Genomic DNA, 18,938 nt, shown 5'->3' with positions numbered 1-18,938 from the left:
ATAATCAACAGATATATTTTTTTGGAAGTCATCACGACTACCCAATTATACACTCAACATTAATATATACGTTCTGGATTGTAAAAAGTTTCGCAAAAATCATAAAAACAGTGGAAAACCACTGTTTTGGATAATTTTACATACATATTACAATATTTTTACGATACCCAAATTATACTCAATTAAAACATTATTGTTTATTTTGTTCAACCCGAAGTCTTGTCACTTCTTGTCGAATTAACAATAAAGCCATTTGGTAATCTTTAATGTCCAGAACATTCGCCTTATACAGCTCACGAATTTCATCCTCCATTAACATCAAATCGCCAATTGGATCCCGTGTATAAATATAAGTACCATATGTCTTTAATAACTCATAAATATCTAACATTTTATCCATTTACTTCGCTCCTCGTTGCGCTCCACAATCAATACGTTTTGTCGGTGTGAAAATAAAATCCACTGGGCAATCATGATTCTCTATAGGCACTTGTTCATAAAGTTGCTCATCAAAAAGTAGAGACATCAATTTACCTTTTTTATAGTTTAATACATAGCGATCGTAATAACCACCACCGTAACCAATTCGGTAACCTTTTATATCAAAAACAACACCTGGAACGAGTATGATATCCATTTCATTTGCGTCAACGAACTCACACTCTGTTGGAATTGGTTCACGCAAATGCATATAAACAGTTTCGAGCTGTGCAAACGATTCTATGGCATAAAATGACATTTCTCTCGTTTTTGCGTTACATTTAGGAACAGCCACCTTTTTACCTAATTGCCAAAGTGCTTCAATTAAATGAATTGTGTCTAGTTCTGGCTTATTGGAAATAGTGATACCAATCGTATTTGCTTCTATTATATATGGTTCCTGTAGCACTTTTTTTGCTACAGCAAATGACTGATCACGATACGTTGTTGCACTCATATTCGCAAGCGCTTCACGTACTTCGTTTCGTAACGTTGTTTTATCCACGATAAGTTACCTCCTATAAAAATGTAGAAAGCCAAAACCACATGTGGTTTTGGCCTAATGAGCGATTACTTCGTTTCACGGTGAAGAGTGTATTTCTTCTCGCGAGAGCAATATTTTTTAAGTTCAAGACGCTCTGGATTGTTACGCTTGTTCTTTTTAGAAATGTAGTTACGTTCGCCGCAATCTGTGCAAGCTAAAGTAATGTTTACGCGCATCATTAACCCTCCCACTCTATATCAAGAATTAAAATTTTTAAATTTGAGCATGATTTATACGACTAACCTATTATAACATAAACTGAAAAAAAATCTACCTTCATTTCATAATAAGTTTGCATGTGGTAAAATACCTTATAATTACATAATTTAATGGGGTGAAACTATTGGATTTATCCATCATACTTATGATTATCGGTATCGTTTTAATCGTTCTATCGTTCTTTTTCAAAAATAGTGCGAAAAAAGTCGAACAAGATGTCGAAGAATTATCTATCTCAATTTTTCAAGAAACTAATAATTTAAAGCGTCGACTAAAAATTGTAGAAGAAGAGCTATTACTAGAACCAGAATTTCAGATTAAGTCACCAGCGACTAAAAATCCAACGCTACATAATCCAAAGGTTCAACAAGTAATGCAGGCTGTTCAACAAGCAGCTCAAGTAAAAAAATCCGAGTCAATACCTAACAATCCTAAACCAATTCACGATATTATTATCAGTCAAGTGCTTGAATTGAACAAACAAGGCCTTTCAATTGCTGATATTAGTATTCGCTCCAATTTAACAGAAGAGCAAGTACAGCAAGTGATTGCAAACGGAGGTCGGTGATTATGAAATCCTCTATCCGTGCATTTGGGATCGCCCTTTTCTTAGTCGGCGCATTACTATCGGTTGCCGACCGCTTTGATTTTAATATTGGTCTGCCTACAGTTGCCTCTAAAAATGATAAGGATGTGGAGGAGCTACAACAACAGCTTGAACAGGCAACAAAAGAAATAGCTTCATTAAAAGCACAATCTACTAAAGAAACGGTAACTGAAAGTACTAAGGAAGCAAATACAACTGACGGACATGCCGAGAGTGAGCCTGCTGAAAGTAGTACACCTGCTTCTGATGATACAGTAAAAATGACGCTTCAAATATATAGTGGAATAACGCCTTATATAGTAGCTCAAAAGCTAGAGGATGGCGGCATTATTCCAAATAGTGTTGAAATGGAACTCCTTCTTGCCAATGCCAAATATGCTCGAAGCTTACAAATTGGCTCCTATGAAGTTAATTCTTCTATGACATTAGAAGACATCGCTAAATTAATTACACGTAAAAAGCAATAAATAGACTGGCAAAATGCAGAATTGTTTGAGTGACTGGCACTCGTAATCCACTTCGCCTCCTGCGGAAAATTGTAAACCGCAGGAGGCGAAGTGGATTTTTCATTTTAAATTATCAGAATTGTTTTAGTGACAGGCACTATAAAGATTTAGAAAGGCTTGCACGATATTGTTACCTGCTTTAGTGCCTATAGACTCGGGATGGAATTGCAATCCGACTAGTGGGTGGTGCTTATGTTGAATCGCCATTATTTCCCCGTCATCTTTAGAAGTTGCAGTAATAATGAAATCCTCGTGTAATGTAGTTGGTTCTATAATTAGTGAATGGTATCGCATCACTTCCACTTCACCTTCTAATTGTGCGAATACGCCTGTTTGTTCGTAGCTTAATGCTGATAGTTTACCGTGCATAATATTTTTCGCTAGTTCGACGGAGCCCCCAAATGCTTGCCCTATCGACTGATGCCCTAAGCAAATCCCTAAAATAGGGTACTTTTTATATAGTTCCTGAACAATTTGCACTGTCATTCCTGCTTCATTCGGTGTCCCCGGGCCTGGGGATAAAATAATCGCTTCTGGATTCATATCTTTTATTTCTTCAATTGTTATGTCATCATTCCGTACTACTCTTACTTCCTTACCTAACATACTAATTTGCTGAAATAAATTATATGTGAACGAATCGTAATTATCGATTAATAAAATCATTTTTTTACCTCCAGTAGCGCACGAGCTTTATTAAGTGTTTCTTCATATTCTGATAATGGGACTGAATCATAAACGACCCCTGCACCTGCCTGCACATGCGCATGCCCATCCTTTATAACCATTGTACGAATCGCTAGCGCTAAGTCCATATCTCCCGTAGCTGAAATATAGCCGACTGCACCAGCGTACACACCTCGCTTTACTGGTTCCATCTCATTAATTAGCTGCATCGCTCGAATTTTTGGTGCTCCAGATACTGTCCCCGCTGGCAAACATGCACTGAGGACGTCTAATACATGTACCTCATCACGAAGCTCCCCTACTACCTCTGAAACGATATGCATAACATGCTTATAACGTTCAATGTTCATATATTTAGAAACCTTTACTGTGCCAACCTTGGAAATTCGCCCAATATCATTCCGCCCTAAATCAACTAACATTCGATGCTCAGCAATTTCTTTCTCATCCGTTAATAAGCTTTTGGCAATTGCCTCATCCTGCTGTTGCGTTGTACCACGGGGCTTTGTTCCTGCAATTGGATTAGTAGTGACTTTCCGATTTTTAACCTTTACAAGACTCTCTGGTGACGTACCTAAAATAGTGTAAGCCTCAAAATCCATATAAAACATATATGGCGATGGATTGGATGTTCTTAACTGACGATACAAAGCAAATGGGTTGCCTGCAAACGGGGAAGAAAAACGTTGCGATAAGACAATTTGAAAAATATCGCCCCTTACAATATGCTGTTTCGCGCGCTCCACAATTGCAATAAACACTTCCTTCGGTATCATCGGCTGGAAATCTAATGGATCTACCTCCATGAAACCGAACGTAGTACCTGCGCATAGTTGATTTTCCATTTCAGCAAGTTCAGCTTCCATCGTGACAAGTGAACGTCCTTCATTAAATAAATCAATCGCTGCTAATGTAATCTCTTGTTTTAAATGATCGAAAACAATAAATGTATCATAGAAAAAAACATGGACGTCTGGCATATCTAAATTATCATGTAAATACGTTCCAATTTTCTCTGCATAAAAGGCAGTCTCATAACCAAAATAACCAATTGCGCCCCCGAAAAAGGCAAATGGATAGTCCGCTTGATGGAATGGCATAACTTCTTTTAATTTTTTCAACACATTATCGCTAGACTGATCAATCTCCCCACCCTTTGAATATTGATACCCATTTTGATCCCCAATTAATTCAGCTATTGGGTTAACAGCAATAAAGGAATAACGGCCACTTTCCTCATGCTTCGCTGAAGATTCAAATAACATTTTATGCTTTCCTGTAAGGGCTTGATAAACTGATATGGGCGTCATCATGTCCCCTTGTAATACTTTCATGGCAAATCTGCTAAGCTCAACTGTCATACTCAATCTCTCCTTCGCTCTACTCTGCTCTGCTACACCAAAAATCCATATAAAAAGGCCTTTCCATCACAAAAGGACGGAAAAGCCGTGGTGCCACCTTCATTGGCCTTACTACTAAGACCCTCTCAATGCCTTGTAACGTAGGCAAACGCTAATCCATACTACTCTTTTCTGAATTAGAGCTCCGAAGTCCATTCACTATTTCTTTGTACTAGCTTCCACCAACCGCTAGCTCTCTAGAACAAATCATAATAGTTACTACTCTTCATCTAAGCTGATTGCTAGTTTACATTGTAATGTAAAGTATCAAACAATTCAAATTATATTTTACCATATCATCAACAATTATCGTCGGTTTCCTCAGCAAGAACAATGTCATACTCACTTACAACCTGACGGATAGCAAATAAAACATCCTGTCGGACACTTAGCATAACTGCCGTATCATTTGTTGCAACAAAGAAGCGAACAAGAACACGATATGATGTTTGGTGAAACTCATCAATATAAACATGAATCATTTCTTTTTCAGTATTTGCATGCAAATAAATTTGCTGATGAATTGTACTTAATGCACTGCGCAATTGTTCCTCTTCATTTTCTGCCGCAACATATAAAAACAGTTCACATTTTCGTTTTTCTCGTTTCGATAAATTATAAATTGGACGATTCACTAAATAAGAGTTTGGAACATATACAAGCCCTTTATCGCCTGTTTGAATAAGCGTACTGCGAAGGTTTATATCTTCAATTGTGCCTTCTATTTTTTGATCCTCTGTCGCAATCCAGTCGCCAATTTGGAAAGGATTGTCGAGTGCCACTGACATCCCACCAAAGACATGTGCCAACGTATCACGTATACCAAAAGCAATTGCTACTCCTGTTAGGCCAATCCCTGTTAAGAAGCCATTAATATTAAAGTCCCAAAATGAAGCAATAGTAAACATGGCCAATATCATGACGAGCACTTTACCGATACGAAGGAAAAAAGGCAGAAGAACATTTTGCTCTTCATCGTTATTTAACTGCAGTGGTTGCTTCGTATAATAATGAAGGACATCGTATACGCCTTTAAATGCAAAAAACACCATGATTGATAATACGAAATTTTTTGTTGCAAAATGTGTAAATAAAAATATTTTGAGTAAATTTGATAAACTAAGGACAACTACTGCAGACATAAACGCATAGCGGATTGCGTTATTAAATTGTGAAAGCACAGTCGCTTGAAAATTACGTTGTCTCTTTTTTAAAAACGATACACTACTCGTAATTATCTTCTTCAGTACAAAATGCTGGAATAACCAACCAAACACACAAAACGCAACTGCAATTGTAATGTCCATCCATGTTGGCGCAGTCAAGTTCGGTAATAACCATTTCATTGAATCCATGTAATTCTCCTTTTACTTACCTATGTACATTTTTATAAATTTTTTACTGTTAATAAACTATGTGGTCGTTCAGTAAAAATAAGCCGACCAAAATCTTTCTGGTCAGCTGTACATTTTATTGTATCGCATCGTCTGCAAAAATAGCCTTGTTCGCAAACCAAAAATGATGCTCATTAAAACGTTGTTCATTCATTGCAATAACCGAAAATTCAGCATGATAACGTTGCTTCATTTCCTCGATAATCGTCTTTGCACGCTTCCCTAATAAATATTGCCCATCAACAGGATTACCTTCCGTAAAAATAAGGACATCTGTTTCTGCACATTGTTGATTTTCTTGCAGCAAACCTTTCACAAACTGTAGAACAGGCAAAATTGCCGCTTCCCCTTTTGCCTTATATTCAATAAAATCTTTAAAATCAGATAGATTTAAATGTCCATTTTCAAAGCGATAATGGACATGAATTTGACAATCGTAAGGCACGATATATAAATCGCGTTGTTCCTGATGTGCAGTCATAAATAAAGACAAAATCATACTTTTGCATAACTCTGAATATCTTGCCATCCCAGATGTTTGTTCAAGACAAATAATCATTGGGCCTTGTTCTTCTTTGTAATCAACAAATGGAACATATAAAACATTTCCACTTTTTGTTGTTTGCTGCTTTAGTTTTTGTCGTCTAGCTTCTTGCCACTTTTGTTCATAATACAACCGTTGTTCTTTCCCATTCGCTAGCTGCTCTGCCTGTTCAATTGTTGGAACGTTTTCACGAATCTCCTGCGTGACATCTGCTAGCTCAAGTGCAAATGCTGCCATATTTCGTAGTGTCTCACTCTTGTAAAAATAGTCAATAAAAAAATGTTGTTCCTTATCACTTAACTCTTCTAGATGTAAATTTTCATATAGAAAACTTAAGTATTTACGTTGTTCTATTGAAATTTCTAGACCAAATTTCTTAATAAGTGATTCTACACTGTCTTTCATGCAGCAGCACCTCCTACGCACCTATTTTTTTGGATAATGTCTATAGTATAACCAAATTATTTTTTTGACAATACAATAACACTCCAGTATTTGACGCATCCCTATAGTGCAATGTTGCAATTCCATTATTTAATGCAAAAAACCACCAAGAGTGACAGGCACTCAAACAATTTGATTTATGACGAAAATTCAGGTGTTAGTAACGGCTCCTCTTACATCTACCGAACAACATAAGAGTGACAGGCACTCAAACAATTTGATTCATGACGAAAATTTTCAGGTGTTAGCAAAGGCTCCTCTTACATCTACCGAACAACATAAGAGTGACAGGCACTCAAACAAAAAAGACTATAGCAAATTCGAAGTCTTTCGAGTTTGCTATAATCTATAGGACCACAATTTGCAGCCATCTTTTAATTATTCAATTCATAATGTTTACCTTTAATTAAGTAAAATAAATGTTCAGCAATATTGGTTGCATGATCTGCTGAGCGTTCAAGATAGCGACAAACAAACGTTAAATGTGTTATTTGCGAAATATGCGCTGGGTTTTCTGCTCCTGCACGAAGCAATAATGTAACGGTCGCTCCGTATAGATCATCTACGTAATCGTCCAACTCAGCAATTTCTTTTGCTCGAACTGTATCTTCGTCCTTAAATGCTATAATAATACTCTCTAGCATTTCTACTGTTTTATTACACATTGTTTGTAAATTGGTTGTTGGAAAGACTAGTGGCTCCTTGCCAATACGTATTGTCTCTTTAGCGATATTTACCGCATAATCGCCCACTCTTTCCATATCTGATGCCGCTTTTACAAGCACCATAAGACGACGTAAATCTGTCGCAACGGGCTGTTGCTTAGCAATCATCAAAATAACTCGATCATTAATTTCTTCTTCTAGACGATTAATAATTAAATCATCTTCTAAAATTTTTAACGATTTCTCTAAATTTTGCTCTTGTAATGCTTCAAATGAAGTTTTTAACGCATTAATACTACTTGTTGCAATTTCTACAAATTGTTCTTGTATTTCTTTAAGCTCTTGCTCAAAGCGTTCACGTACTGCCATCTACCGTTCCCCCTATGCTTAGCCGAAGCGTCCTGAAATATAATCTTCTGTACGTTGATCAGCTGGTGTTTGGAAAATGACATCTGTTTTGTCATATTCAATGACTTCGCCGCTAAGGAAAAATGCTGTACGGTCTGAAATCCGAGCCGCTTGTTGCATGTTATGGGTAACGATAATGATTGAATAATCTTTTTTAAGCTCTTGAACAAGCTCTTCTACCTTTAATGTAGAAATCGGATCAAGTGCAGATGTCGGCTCATCCATTAAAATAACATCTGGCTCTATCGCTAAACAGCGCGCGATACAAATACGCTGTTGCTGTCCACCTGATAAACCGTAGGCATTTTGATTTAAACGATCTTTTACTTCATCCCAAATCGCTGCACCACGCAAAGACTTCTCAACAATTTCATCAAGTATCTTTTTGTTTTTTATACCATGGATACGAGGGCCATAAGCAATATTATCATAGATCGATTTTGGGAAGGGGTTAGGCTTTTGGAAAACCATTCCTACGCGAGTACGCAATTCCTCTACCGTATAGCTTTTATCTAAAATATTTCGCTCACGATACAAAATTTCGCCAGAAGTACGGACAGATGGTACAAGCTCTACCATTCTATTCAACGTTTTTAAATAAGTTGACTTCCCGCAACCTGATGGGCCAATAATTGCTGTTACCTCATTTTCATAAATACTTAAATTGATATCTTTTAAACCATGATGATCTCCGTACCATAAATTTAAGTTATGCGTATCATAAACTACTTTTTTCGCAACTTCAGCGCTAGGCTTTACATTTATATTAATCGATTTAACAACTGTTTTTTCCTCTTTATAATCTAGTATCATACGGTCACCTCATTAATAACGTTTTTGGAATTTATTTCGAATAAAGATGGCAATGGAATTCATTAATAACAGCATAATCATCAGCACTAAAATTCCCGCTGCTGCTACATATTGAAATGCCTCTTGCGGACGTTTTGCCCAATCGTAAATTTGCATTGGTAATGCAGTAAACTGACTTAATAGATCATTAGGTAAAAACTGTAGAATTACAGGAATCCCAATTACTACTAATGGAGCTGTTTCACCAATCGCACGAGATAACGCTAAAATACTACCTGTTAAAATTCCTGGTATAGCTGCTGGCAATACGACACGTAAAATTGTTTGCCATTTTGTCGCACCCATACCGTAAGATGCTTCTCGTTGTTCATTCGGTACTGCACGAATTGCTTCCTGTGCTGCCACGATAATTACAGGTAAAATTAACAAACTCATTGTTAAACCTGCAGCTAAAATACTTTTTCCAAGTCCCATCATACGAACAAAAATTGTTAAGCCAAGTAAACCAAAAACAATGGAAGGTACACCTGCTAAGTTTGAGATATTCATACGAATAAAATCGTTTAGTTTATTTTTCTTTGCATATTCTTCTAAATAAATTGCTGTTCCTACACCTAGAATGATTGATACTGGAGCTACAACCGCCATCAACCAGAGCGAGCCAACTAATGCTGCTTTAATGCCCGCCTTATTCGCGAAACGAGAAGCAAAGTTTGTTAAAAAATCAAAGTTTAAATAGCCTATTCCTTGCGTCACTATACGGTAGAGCAAAATAGCTAGCATCACAAGAGCAAATGTAGTTGCCAAGAAAAATAAGAACTTCCACACTTTATTGAATGTAATACGCTTTGTCATACGTTTCTTGACGACTGTATCATCGATATAGCGCATGCTAGTAAACCTCCCTGAAGCGTTTCGAAATATAATGAGCAAGTAGATTCATCATTAAAGTAAAGATAAATAAAGTGAATCCAACTGAATAAATCGAGTAATAAATTGTCGTGCCATAGCCTGCATCACCTGTTGATACTTGTACAATATAGGCTGTCATTGTTTGGATGGAATCTGTAACATCAAGATTAAATTTCGGAGTTGATCCACCAGCAAGTGATACAATCATCGTCTCCCCTATTGCCCGGGAAATAGCGAGTACTACTGATGCTATAATCCCCGATAAAGCTGCTGGTAACACTACTTTTATAGCAACTTCAAACTTCGTTGCACCTAGGGCTAAAGCCCCTTCACGCATACTGTTAGGTACAGATGACATCGCATCCTCAGATAGTGAAGTAATCATTGGCAAAATCATTATGCCCACTACAATCCCTGGACTAAGTGCATTAAACAGCTTAAGTTGCGGGATGATTTCTTGTAGCAAAGGCGTGACAAACGTCAATGCAAAGAAACCATAGACAATTGTTGGCACACCTGCTAGCACTTCTAATATCGGTTTAACCGTACGTCTTATTTTTTCGCTTGCATATTCACTCAAATATATTGCTGAAGCAATCCCAAATGGTACAGCTACGGCAACTGCAATGAATGTAACTTTCAGTGTCCCTGCGATAAGTGGTAATATCCCAAATAAAGGCTCCTTCCCAGAAAACGGTAGCCACTGTGTACCAAATAGAAAATCCGTAATCGAAACACGTTTAAAGAACTCAAACGTTTCAAAAATAAGGGTGAAAACAATGCCAAATGTCGTCAAAATCGAGATAAGCGCTGCAGAAAATAATAAAGCTGGCATGGCTTTTTCCACTATTTTCTTAGTTTTTTGATTGCGCGAATTTGCAATTAATTGTTGCACAGATGATGTCTTATTTTCTTTATGAGAAACCATTGGGTACTCCTTTCCATTAAGCAAGGGAAAGAGTATACATCTCTTTCCCTCTATGCATGTCTGCTTATTTTAAACCTTCTAAAGTTTTTAAGCCTTCAGCATATTTTTCGTCAGGTAGACTAACATAACCTACAGCCTCTGCCATATCCCCTGCATTTTCAAGTGTGAATTTGATGAAATCATATGCTGCAGCATTATCTTTAATAGCACTGTTCTTCACATATGTGAATAATGGACGTGAAAGTGGCGTATATTCGCCTGCTTCAATTGTGTCATGTGTTGGTTCAATACCATTTACTTTCACAATGTTTAATTTATCTTTATTTTCTAGGTAGTAAGCGAAACCGAAGAAGCCAATTGCGTTTTTGTCTCCAGCAACACCTTGGACTAGCATATTATCATCCTCTGATAATGTTGCAGCACTTACTAGATCAGCACCATCTAAAACTACTTCATCAAAGTAGTCATACGTACCAGAGTCAGTACCTGGTGAATAGAATACGATTTTCTCTGCTGGCCAAGATGGATCGATATCTGACCATTTTTTCTCTGTGCCATCTTCAGTCCAAATTTTCTTTAATTGATCTATCGTTAAATCCTTTGCCCAATCGTTTTCAGGGTTCACCACTATAGATAAACCATCATATGCTAAAGCTAACTCAGTGTAAGCAATTCCTGCTTGCTCTAGTTTTTCTTTCTCTTCAGTTTTTATAAAACGAGATGCATTTGAAAAGTCTGTTTCACCTGCGATGAATTTTTCAAAGCCGCCACCAGTACCAGAAACACCTACCGATACTTTGACATCCGGTTGTGCACCTGCATACTCTTCAACAACTGCTTCAATGATTGGTGCCACTGTTGATGAACCATCTCCAGCAACTGAACCTTGCAGTTTTTCGTCAGCAGCTTCTTGTCCTGAGTTCGCTGGTGCATTCGTTTCTGCATTGTTACCATTTTGCGCTGAGTTGTCTCCACTACATGCACCTAGCATTAATGCTGAACCCATTACCGCTGTCATCGTTAAGTACTTCCACTTTTTCATCTCATTTGCCTCCGTCACTAACTTTTTTATTTGTTGTTTGCCTTACAATCTTTACTATAATGACTTATTGTTGAATTCGTATAAATCGTTCGTAAAAGACACGTAAAGGAATGTAATGGTTTGTAAACGATTGTAAAGAAGCATTTACAATCGCTTTAATACTTGCTTCCTTTCGGGAACATGCTATAATAAACATTTGTGTCAAGAAATACTATAAGAGGAGTTTGACTTTGTGATTAATCATGCAAAAGTACAAAATGCCGATTACTTTAAAACATATTTAACACTTATCATGGACCATCGAGAGTTGTCTTTACAGGAGGCTATTGATTTTATGATGTCATCTTATTTCTTTAATAATATAGAGCTGTATGGAAAAAAACCGAAGCAACAGTTTGAATTAGCAATTCAACAACTTTCTGTCTAGTAAATCGCCGATAGGGGTCTAGTAATCGCCGATAGATATGTAGAAATCGCCGATAAATGCCCAAGAATCGCCGCTTACCTAGACAGAATCGCCGATAGAAATCCAAACGCTTTGACTATAAACAAAATAAAACCGCTAGGCATTTAACATGCGCTAGCGGTTTTTTTATTCTTGTTCATCCTCACCAATTTTTTCATCTGTAATTGCAGGTAAAATTGGTTGCTCTACTTTATTATCTGTCACTTTTGTAGTGTCATACTTTTCTTTTAGCTCATAGTACTTATCTAAAGCACGTCTTGCAATCGTATTGTTATTTGACAAATGTTGATTCAGGTTAGTAGTTGCCCACGGAATCACTACAGCATAAGCAATTTCAGGATTTTCATATGGTGCGTAACCAACATGCGTTAAATTAATAGTGTTTGTTCCATAACGCTCACGTAACGGACCATAGTAAACTACTTCGGCTGTTCCTGTTTTCCCCGCAGCTGTATACGGCGCATTTGCAAATGCTGAACGCGCTGTACCACGAGTACCTGTATAAACACGACGCAAACCTTGTTTAACATAATTAATTTCATCATCTGTATTATCGATATGATTTAAAATTCTTGGTCCTACTTCTGTCACTAATTGTCCTAGTTGTTGACCATCTTTTGATGGATCACGCACTTCTTTCACAACATGAGGCTGAATACGATAACCACCATTTGCTATCGTTGAAATGTATTGAGCAAGTTGTAGCGGTGTATACGTATCATACTGACCTATCGCTAAGTCGAGCGTTTTACCACCCATTGTCGGACCAGAAGGACCTTCAACACCACTGAATTCATTCGGTAAATCGATTCCTGTTTTAACGCCTAAACCAAATTGTGCATAAGAATTACGCATATTCGGGAATGTCTTATCATTTAATCGTAATGGCATCATATAGCTATATGGTGTGCCATTAATAAGCATTGCCGTTTTAAACATATAAACGTTGGAAGATTGTTCAAGTGCGCTTAATCCGTCCATTGAAATATAACCACCATGGTTGAATATCGATTTTTTTACTGGTGTGCCAAGTAAATGGATAGGTTCATCTCCTAAAACTGTACTTGGAGTAATTGCCCCTAGTTTATAACCTGTCAGCAAAGTGGCAGCTTTTACTACAGACCCTGCCTCATAAGCTGTTGTGAATGATCCATACGCATAATCCACAATGACATTTTTTCCTGTTTCAGAATCTTTTTCGATTTTTTTACCGACCATTGATAAAATGTCACCAGTATTCGGATCCATCATGACTAAGAAAGCACGGTCTAATAAACTAGAGCCTGACATTGCTTTTAAATTAAGCAATTCTTCCTCAACAATTTTTTCATTCGCTGCTTGTAACTCGCTATCAAAAGTTAATACTAAATCTTTTCCAGGCTCACCCTCATAGGTTGTGACAGTATCGACAACTTGCCCTTTTTTATTCGTAATATTTTTGACAACGGTTTTTTGCCCTTGTAAAAGCTCTTCATATTGCGCTTCAATATAACTTTCTCCTACGCGGTCATTACGTGAGTAATCTCGTGCTAAATAATAATTTAGCTTCTCTTTCGGTATACCCTTTGTTGGAACTGTTGTCCGTCCTAATACAGAAAGTGAAGATAGCTTGACACGCTTCCAGTCTGTCGTCGTGTTGACTCCTGGTAACTCTGTTAAACGTTCCGAAACACGTGCAAATTCATCAGCAGTTACATTTTCACTTTTAATGATTTGTGGCGATAAATTATATCCTGATACCATCTCACGATAAATGGCTAGTACTTCTAAATCAGCATCTGTTAATTGTGCTAATTCTTCGTCGGTAATGCGCTCACGCACAACCTTATCAATCTCTGCATTTGCTTGACTTGTCGTAATATTTTCTTGCGTTTTAATTTTCGTTTGCTCTGCATCAGAAATTTTTGCGTATGCCGCATCATGATTTTTTAGTATCCAAAAATCATATTTATCACGTAATGTGACACGATCTATCGGCTGATCAATTAGCTGCGCAAGCTTTTCTGCTATTGCTAACATATCCTCAGTTTTTGTCGTCTGCATTTTCGTATATGTAATTGCATTTTCTGGCTGATTATCAACTAAAATTCGCCCATAACGATCATACATTCTACCCCTAGGCACACTAGTATTAACAGGTACTTCCTCTGTCCGTTCTAAAATACGAACATAATCTTCCCCTTTTACTATTTGCATATAACCAAGCCTAAAAATTAACATCGAAAACACGATAAATATAGCAAAGAAAAGGACATTCATACGAAATGTTAAATTAGAGTGATGCTTTGCTTTAACACTCGCTGCGCGATTTTTTCCCGGTGCTTTGCGCATATGTATTACCCTCCTCATCTAATAACTGTTTAAATACACGATACCTAGTATACCATTCGAAGCTGAGTCAGAAAAGCATACACTTGAATCAATTTCATAATTTGCTTTTCATCATTCAAACAACCATTGAAAAAATATAGAATAGGATTATTCGTATGATTACGCTTTAGAAGTAAACGCTTTCCGTTGCCTTTCACTCCATTAGCAAGCTCGTCATTTTATTTGACGGTACTTTGCAAGAAAAGTTTCCTTCCATGCCTATTGATTTTTTAAATCTGATAACTAAATGGGGTATTTTTCTTAGTGCGATTAATATATTTAAAAAGGGCTATGCCTAGGTGATTTTTCACCCTTCGCATAGCCCTTTACTTGAACTTAATTTTATTCGTTTTGCTTCACTGTTGTCAGCTTCGCCAAAACATAATTATTTTGCAGCTTGGAATTTAGCTTCTACTACATCCCAGTTTACTACGTTCCAGAAAGCACTGATGTAATCTGGACGACGGTTTTGGTAATTTAAGTAGTAAGCGTGCTCCCAAACATCTAATCCTAGGATTGGTGTTTTACCTTCCATAATTGGAGAGTCTTGGTTTGGTGTAGATGTAACTGCTACAGAATCACCATCAACAATTAACCAAGCCCAACCTGAACCGAAGCGAGTTGTTGCAGCTTTAGCAAACTCTTCTTTGAAAGCATCGAAAGAACCAAATTTAGCATCGATTGCTTTTGCTACTTCACCAACTGGAGTGTTTGAACCGCCTGGAGCGATTAATTCCCAGAATAGTGTGTGGTTAGCATGTCCGCCGCCATTGTTACGAACTGCAGTTTGTTTGTCAGCAGGAAGTGCATCGATGTTTGCGATTAAGTTGTTAATGTCTTTTTCAGCAAATTCAGTACCTTCTACTGCTGCGTTTAAATTTGTTACATAAGTATTGTGATGTTTCGAATAGTGAATTTCCATTGTTTTTGCATCGATATTTGGTTCTAATGCGTCATATGCATAAGTTAATTGTGGTAATTCGTAAGCCATTTTTAAGTTCCTCCCTAAAATAAAGAAATAATTAGTACATCCTTAGATTATCAAAATTGGTCAAACCATTCAATGAAAAATACCTCAAATCAAAGATTTCAGCCTTTTGACCGAAAAAACAATCCAATGTCTATCATACCCACTTCTTTATTTTGTTAAACTTTATAATTACACCCACAAAAAATACTCATACAAATTATATGGCAATAAAGAAAACGACAATCATTACAATTTGAATAACTGCTTTCGCTAGCGTTGATGTTAAAAAGCCGATAAGGGAGCCAACACCACTTTTTACTGCTTCTCCAACTGTTCTTCGCTCCACAAGAAGCTCTGCAATCACCGCCCCTAAAAATGGACCTACTAATATTCCTGCAACAGGAATAACAAATGGACCAATTAATAGCCCAATAGTACTTCCCCACATTCCTGCATTGGAACCGCCAAATTTTTTAATACCAAAAGCGTTTGCAACAGTATCCGCACCAAATAGTAGGACAACAAATAAAATTTCAATTGCCCAGAACCACCAGCTTAAATCGGCGAATGAGAAAAATAATCCGTACAGTAAAAACCCACCGAGTAAAAATAAAACACCAGGGATTATCGGATACACTAGTCCTACAAATGAAATGATAAAGCAGGCAATTACTACGATCCAGCCAACGACCTCCATAAACATTCTCTCCTTTTGTCGTGCATTGCCTTTAATACGAAACATCATCTCAAAAGTTTCATACTTAATGACGAATACCTAATATAGAATCTGCAATATTAACAGCATGATCTCCGATTCTCTCCAAGTTACTCACAATATCCGTATAAACGATACCTGCAGCGCCACTACATTCATTTGTATTTAAACGTGCGATATGTTTTTGTCTTAGTTTATCCTCCATATCATCAATTAAACTCTCTAGCTCTGTTACCTCTTGTGCCAAACTAAGACTCGCTGTATCAAGTGCTTCAATGCTTTTACGTACTGCTTCAATCGCGAGACTGAACATACCAATTAAATCTTGTCTCGCTGATTTACTTAAACTTACCTCATGGTGATCTTTATATTGTAATAGCTCTAATATATTTTCAAAGTGATCCCCAATACGCTCAATATCACGTACATTGGTTAGCAACGTATGATGACGAACCGAATCTGCATGAGAAAGTGGTTGCTTTGATACCATAACTAAATAATTTGTTATTTCTTTATCTAAGTGATTAAGAGCAACTTCTAATTGTAATACGGTCGGTATATGTGCTGACTCTCCCGTTTTCATGTATAGGAACGTTTCTTCTAAGCCTCTAAGTGCATGATCTCCCATCCGCAACACTTCCTCTTTTGCTTGCCCTAGCGCAATGGCAGGAGAAGAGTCAATGAATGCTGGATCTAGATGCTTCGTTGTAACATCAATATTGCCATCATGACCAGGTAATATTTTCGTTACTAGTAACGATAGCCCTGCAATAAATGGTAGTTGAATCATCATATTAAAAACATTAAATGAGCCATGTGCTACAGCTATTTGCATGCGAGGCTCCAAGTGAAACAGAGCACTAATCCATTGTACATAGTTTATAAATGGCGTAAACAACAACATAAAAATAACTGTCCCAAATACATTAAATAATACATGTGCTGCTGCAGCTCGCTTTGCATAGATTGAAGCACCTAGTGAAGCTAAAACAGCCGTTATTGTCGTTCCTATATTTTCGCCAAATAAAATCGGTAGTGCGCCATTTAAGCCAATTAAGTTCTCGGCATATAAGCCTTGAAGTACCCCGACTGTCGCTGTCGAGCTTTGTACGAGCAACGTAAAAATAGTACCTAGAAATATTCCAATTACAGGCTGGTTACTTAGATGAATGGTTAATGATTCGAAATCCGCTAATTGATGCAACGACTGCATACTTGCACTCATTAACTCTAGCCCTAAAAACAAACCACCAAAGCCAAATAATATTTGGCCAATATGATGGTAGATTGCTTTTTTAAAGAAAAACAAACACGCTGCACCAATTGCAAGTAGTGGATAAAAATAAATACCAATATTAATACCAATAATAAATGCCGTTATCGTTGTACCAATATTAGCCCCCATAATAACGCCAATCGCTTGACGTAGTGTTAAGAAGCCTGCACTTACTAGGCCAACAGCAATCACTGTTGTTGCTGAGCTCGACTGGATACAAACCGTTACGATAATACCAACTAACACACCCATTAGGGGATTTGTCGTAAATCGATTTAACCATTCTCGAAGTCTATCATCTGCCGATTTTTGTAAACCTTCCCCCATATATTTTATGGAAAATAAAAAGACCCCTAATCCGCCTAAAAATTGAAATAATATGCTTTGCCAATCTATTGTCAATGGTTTTCGCTCCAATTCCTACGTCTCTACTACTCTATTCCTAATCATTAAATGAAATTGTACAAAAAGTAAAGAAAACCTTTAACTTCTTTACACAATGTTAACATTTTAGCATCGTATTCTCAGATAAAGTTACGCAGATCCATATCTAGTCATTCCTGAACATGTTAGAATAACGTTTGGAGGTGATATAAATGAAACACTCACAATTATTCATCGATAGTTTAATACACCCTAAAAAACTAGCAGCCTATCGTTTACTACCTATCGGAAAAGTGATCCAATATACCTTTCTATTAATTACGATTGTTACTGTATTTTCTTTTGGACGTTTTTCTGCTGATATGTCTATCAATACCATTGATATTAGCGGTATAACCGAATACATAGAACAAATAAAGTGGCTTTTATACCCTGTTACATTCATTATGCTGTTTGTAATGACGACTATGTTAATTTTTGGACAAATTGCGCTGTATGCATTAGCAGGATTATTTATATTAAAAATCATGAAACGCCGTGGTGAATACCGCCATATTTGGCGCACAACAACATTCGCAATTACATGGGCCATTATTTTGAGCATGCTAGCAGAATACCTTCCAAATATAGCTACGATTATCTCTATTTTGTCATTGCTTTTAACTTTAACTCTATTAATCGTAGCCTTTACAAAATATCCGAAACAACCAATTTCAAAATAATAGGCATGATTCCCCTCTCTTCTCAATATAGTGTAGAAAAAGGAGGGGATTTTTTGCGTGCATTCATATTAACTGTCGCAATCGTGCTTATCGCATTTATCGTTAAAGTAGATTTAACAGAAGGAACACTATCTCTTGCTGCCTTCTATCCGAAAGAAAGTCAAAATGCACTTTGTGAAGATCAGCGCGAGCCTACTTACATTAGTGTACAAACTATTCAAGGTGATACGATACATAGCTTATTTGCTCTACACCCTGCAAAAGTGCCAATGACCTTTCCAGAACGACTGGAGCTTTTTTATCAATTAAATCCACATTTACAATTACAAGCACTTGTACCAGGCGAAAATATTAAGCTTCCCCTCTCTTTTGCATTCGAAAATAAATGTGGAAAATGAAAAGTTAACGTTTCTTCCTTGTCCTTATTTTCTTACACTGATAA

Annotated in this window: 21 protein-coding genes and 1 other annotated feature; of the genes, 5 read left to right on the top strand and 16 right to left on the bottom strand. The window is 37.0% G+C overall.

The window, feature by feature from the left end; translation table 11 throughout:
* Positions 1-190: 190 nt before the first annotated feature.
* The 3 genes from JNUCC52_RS21910 to rpmG all read right to left on the bottom strand — a co-directional run bounded on the left by JNUCC52_RS21910 (position 191) and on the right by rpmG (position 1,200).
* Positions 191-400, bottom strand: coding sequence for a YqgQ family protein (locus JNUCC52_RS21910; protein WP_172772002.1), 210 nt, complete (start codon positions 398-400; stop codon positions 191-193).
* A complete protein-coding gene (locus JNUCC52_RS21905) occupies positions 401-985 on the bottom strand; it encodes a 5-formyltetrahydrofolate cyclo-ligase (RefSeq protein WP_337980812.1) in 585 nt (194 codons plus the stop codon).
* A gap of 65 nt (positions 986-1,050) precedes the next feature.
* Positions 1,051-1,200: a 50S ribosomal protein L33 gene (rpmG, locus tag JNUCC52_RS21900; protein ID WP_008408521.1), complete on the bottom strand. Its 150-nt coding sequence runs from the start codon at positions 1,198-1,200 to the stop codon at positions 1,051-1,053.
* 158 nt (positions 1,201-1,358) lie between these two features.
* Between rpmG and JNUCC52_RS21895 the strand changes: the two genes are divergently transcribed.
* Both JNUCC52_RS21895 and JNUCC52_RS21890 read left to right on the top strand, forming a co-directional pair.
* Positions 1,359-1,811, top strand: a complete 453-nt coding sequence (locus JNUCC52_RS21895) for a hypothetical protein (protein WP_228134114.1) — start codon at positions 1,359-1,361, stop codon at positions 1,809-1,811.
* A 2-nt stretch (positions 1,812-1,813) separates the two neighbouring features.
* Positions 1,814-2,317: a hypothetical protein gene (locus JNUCC52_RS21890; RefSeq protein ID WP_337980811.1), complete on the top strand. Its 504-nt coding sequence runs from the start codon at positions 1,814-1,816 to the stop codon at positions 2,315-2,317.
* Between the two features lie 123 nt (positions 2,318-2,440).
* Here the strand turns inward: JNUCC52_RS21890 and JNUCC52_RS21885 are convergent, their stop codons facing one another.
* The 9 genes from JNUCC52_RS21885 to JNUCC52_RS21845 all read right to left on the bottom strand — a co-directional run bounded on the left by JNUCC52_RS21885 (position 2,441) and on the right by JNUCC52_RS21845 (position 11,593).
* Entirely contained in the window at positions 2,441-3,022 is a 582-nt protein-coding gene (locus JNUCC52_RS21885; protein WP_337980810.1) for an anthranilate synthase component II, read from the bottom strand.
* Positions 3,019-4,404 (bottom strand): anthranilate synthase component I, encoded by a 1,386-nt coding sequence (gene trpE, locus JNUCC52_RS21880; protein WP_337980809.1) that lies wholly within the window; start codon positions 4,402-4,404, stop codon positions 3,019-3,021. The genes JNUCC52_RS21885 and trpE overlap by 4 nt, the downstream gene beginning before the upstream one ends.
* Positions 4,405-4,473: 69 nt before the next feature.
* Positions 4,474-4,685, bottom strand: a binding site (T-box leader).
* Between the two features lie 57 nt (positions 4,686-4,742).
* On the bottom strand, positions 4,743-5,798 hold the full coding sequence (locus tag JNUCC52_RS21875; RefSeq protein WP_172772007.1) for a mechanosensitive ion channel family protein: 1,056 nt from the start codon (positions 5,796-5,798) through the stop codon (positions 4,743-4,745).
* Between the two features lie 115 nt (positions 5,799-5,913).
* Positions 5,914-6,786, bottom strand: a complete 873-nt coding sequence (locus JNUCC52_RS21870) for a vWA domain-containing protein (protein ID WP_172772008.1) — start codon at positions 6,784-6,786, stop codon at positions 5,914-5,916.
* Positions 6,787-7,199: 413 nt separating this feature from the next.
* Positions 7,200-7,859: a phosphate signaling complex protein PhoU gene (gene phoU / locus JNUCC52_RS21865; protein ID WP_172772009.1), complete on the bottom strand. Its 660-nt coding sequence runs from the start codon at positions 7,857-7,859 to the stop codon at positions 7,200-7,202.
* A gap of 18 nt (positions 7,860-7,877) precedes the next feature.
* Positions 7,878-8,711, bottom strand: coding sequence for a phosphate ABC transporter ATP-binding protein PstB (pstB, locus tag JNUCC52_RS21860; RefSeq protein WP_172772010.1), 834 nt, complete (start codon positions 8,709-8,711; stop codon positions 7,878-7,880).
* 12 nt (positions 8,712-8,723) lie between these two features.
* Positions 8,724-9,602 carry a phosphate ABC transporter permease PstA gene (pstA, locus tag JNUCC52_RS21855; RefSeq protein WP_172772011.1) on the bottom strand — a complete coding sequence of 293 codons (879 nt, stop codon included), beginning with the start codon at positions 9,600-9,602 and terminating at the stop codon, positions 8,724-8,726.
* Between the two features lies 1 nt (position 9,603).
* A complete protein-coding gene (gene pstC, locus JNUCC52_RS21850) occupies positions 9,604-10,551 on the bottom strand; it encodes a phosphate ABC transporter permease subunit PstC (RefSeq protein ID WP_172772012.1) in 948 nt (315 codons plus the stop codon).
* Positions 10,552-10,615: 64 nt separating this feature from the next.
* Positions 10,616-11,593: a PstS family phosphate ABC transporter substrate-binding protein gene (locus tag JNUCC52_RS21845; RefSeq protein WP_172772013.1), complete on the bottom strand. Its 978-nt coding sequence runs from the start codon at positions 11,591-11,593 to the stop codon at positions 10,616-10,618.
* Between the two features lie 232 nt (positions 11,594-11,825).
* Between JNUCC52_RS21845 and JNUCC52_RS21840 the strand changes: the two genes are divergently transcribed.
* Positions 11,826-12,020 (top strand): hypothetical protein, encoded by a 195-nt coding sequence (locus tag JNUCC52_RS21840; RefSeq protein WP_217270153.1) that lies wholly within the window; start codon positions 11,826-11,828, stop codon positions 12,018-12,020.
* 165 nt (positions 12,021-12,185) lie between these two features.
* Here the strand turns inward: JNUCC52_RS21840 and JNUCC52_RS21835 are convergent, their stop codons facing one another.
* From JNUCC52_RS21835 to JNUCC52_RS21820, 4 genes are all read right to left on the bottom strand, one after another.
* Positions 12,186-14,390 (bottom strand): peptidoglycan D,D-transpeptidase FtsI family protein, encoded by a 2,205-nt coding sequence (locus tag JNUCC52_RS21835; protein WP_337980808.1) that lies wholly within the window; start codon positions 14,388-14,390, stop codon positions 12,186-12,188.
* 424 nt (positions 14,391-14,814) lie between these two features.
* Positions 14,815-15,420 (bottom strand): superoxide dismutase, encoded by a 606-nt coding sequence (locus JNUCC52_RS21830; protein WP_172772015.1) that lies wholly within the window; start codon positions 15,418-15,420, stop codon positions 14,815-14,817.
* Between the two features lie 196 nt (positions 15,421-15,616).
* Complete coding sequence (locus tag JNUCC52_RS21825) at positions 15,617-16,096, bottom strand: DUF456 domain-containing protein (RefSeq protein WP_173477646.1); 480 nt, start codon at positions 16,094-16,096, stop codon at positions 15,617-15,619.
* Positions 16,097-16,160: 64 nt separating this feature from the next.
* Entirely contained in the window at positions 16,161-17,792 is a 1,632-nt protein-coding gene (locus JNUCC52_RS21820; protein ID WP_337980807.1) for a Na/Pi cotransporter family protein, read from the bottom strand.
* Positions 17,793-17,986: 194 nt separating this feature from the next.
* Here JNUCC52_RS21820 and JNUCC52_RS21815 point away from each other — a divergent pair, with 194 nt between their 5' ends.
* The gene (locus JNUCC52_RS21815) at positions 17,987-18,496 is read left to right on the top strand and encodes a DUF1189 family protein (RefSeq protein WP_172772017.1); all 510 of its coding nucleotides are present in this window, start codon (positions 17,987-17,989) and stop codon (positions 18,494-18,496) included.
* A gap of 53 nt (positions 18,497-18,549) precedes the next feature.
* The gene (locus tag JNUCC52_RS21810) at positions 18,550-18,894 is read left to right on the top strand and encodes a hypothetical protein (protein WP_337980806.1); all 345 of its coding nucleotides are present in this window, start codon (positions 18,550-18,552) and stop codon (positions 18,892-18,894) included.
* Positions 18,895-18,938: the final 44 nt, after the last annotated feature.

It is taken from the genome of Lysinibacillus sp. JNUCC-52 (assembly GCF_015999545.1).
GTDB lineage: Bacteria > Bacillota > Bacilli > Bacillales_A > Planococcaceae > Lysinibacillus.
This window is presented reverse-complemented; position numbering and strand designations above follow the sequence as displayed.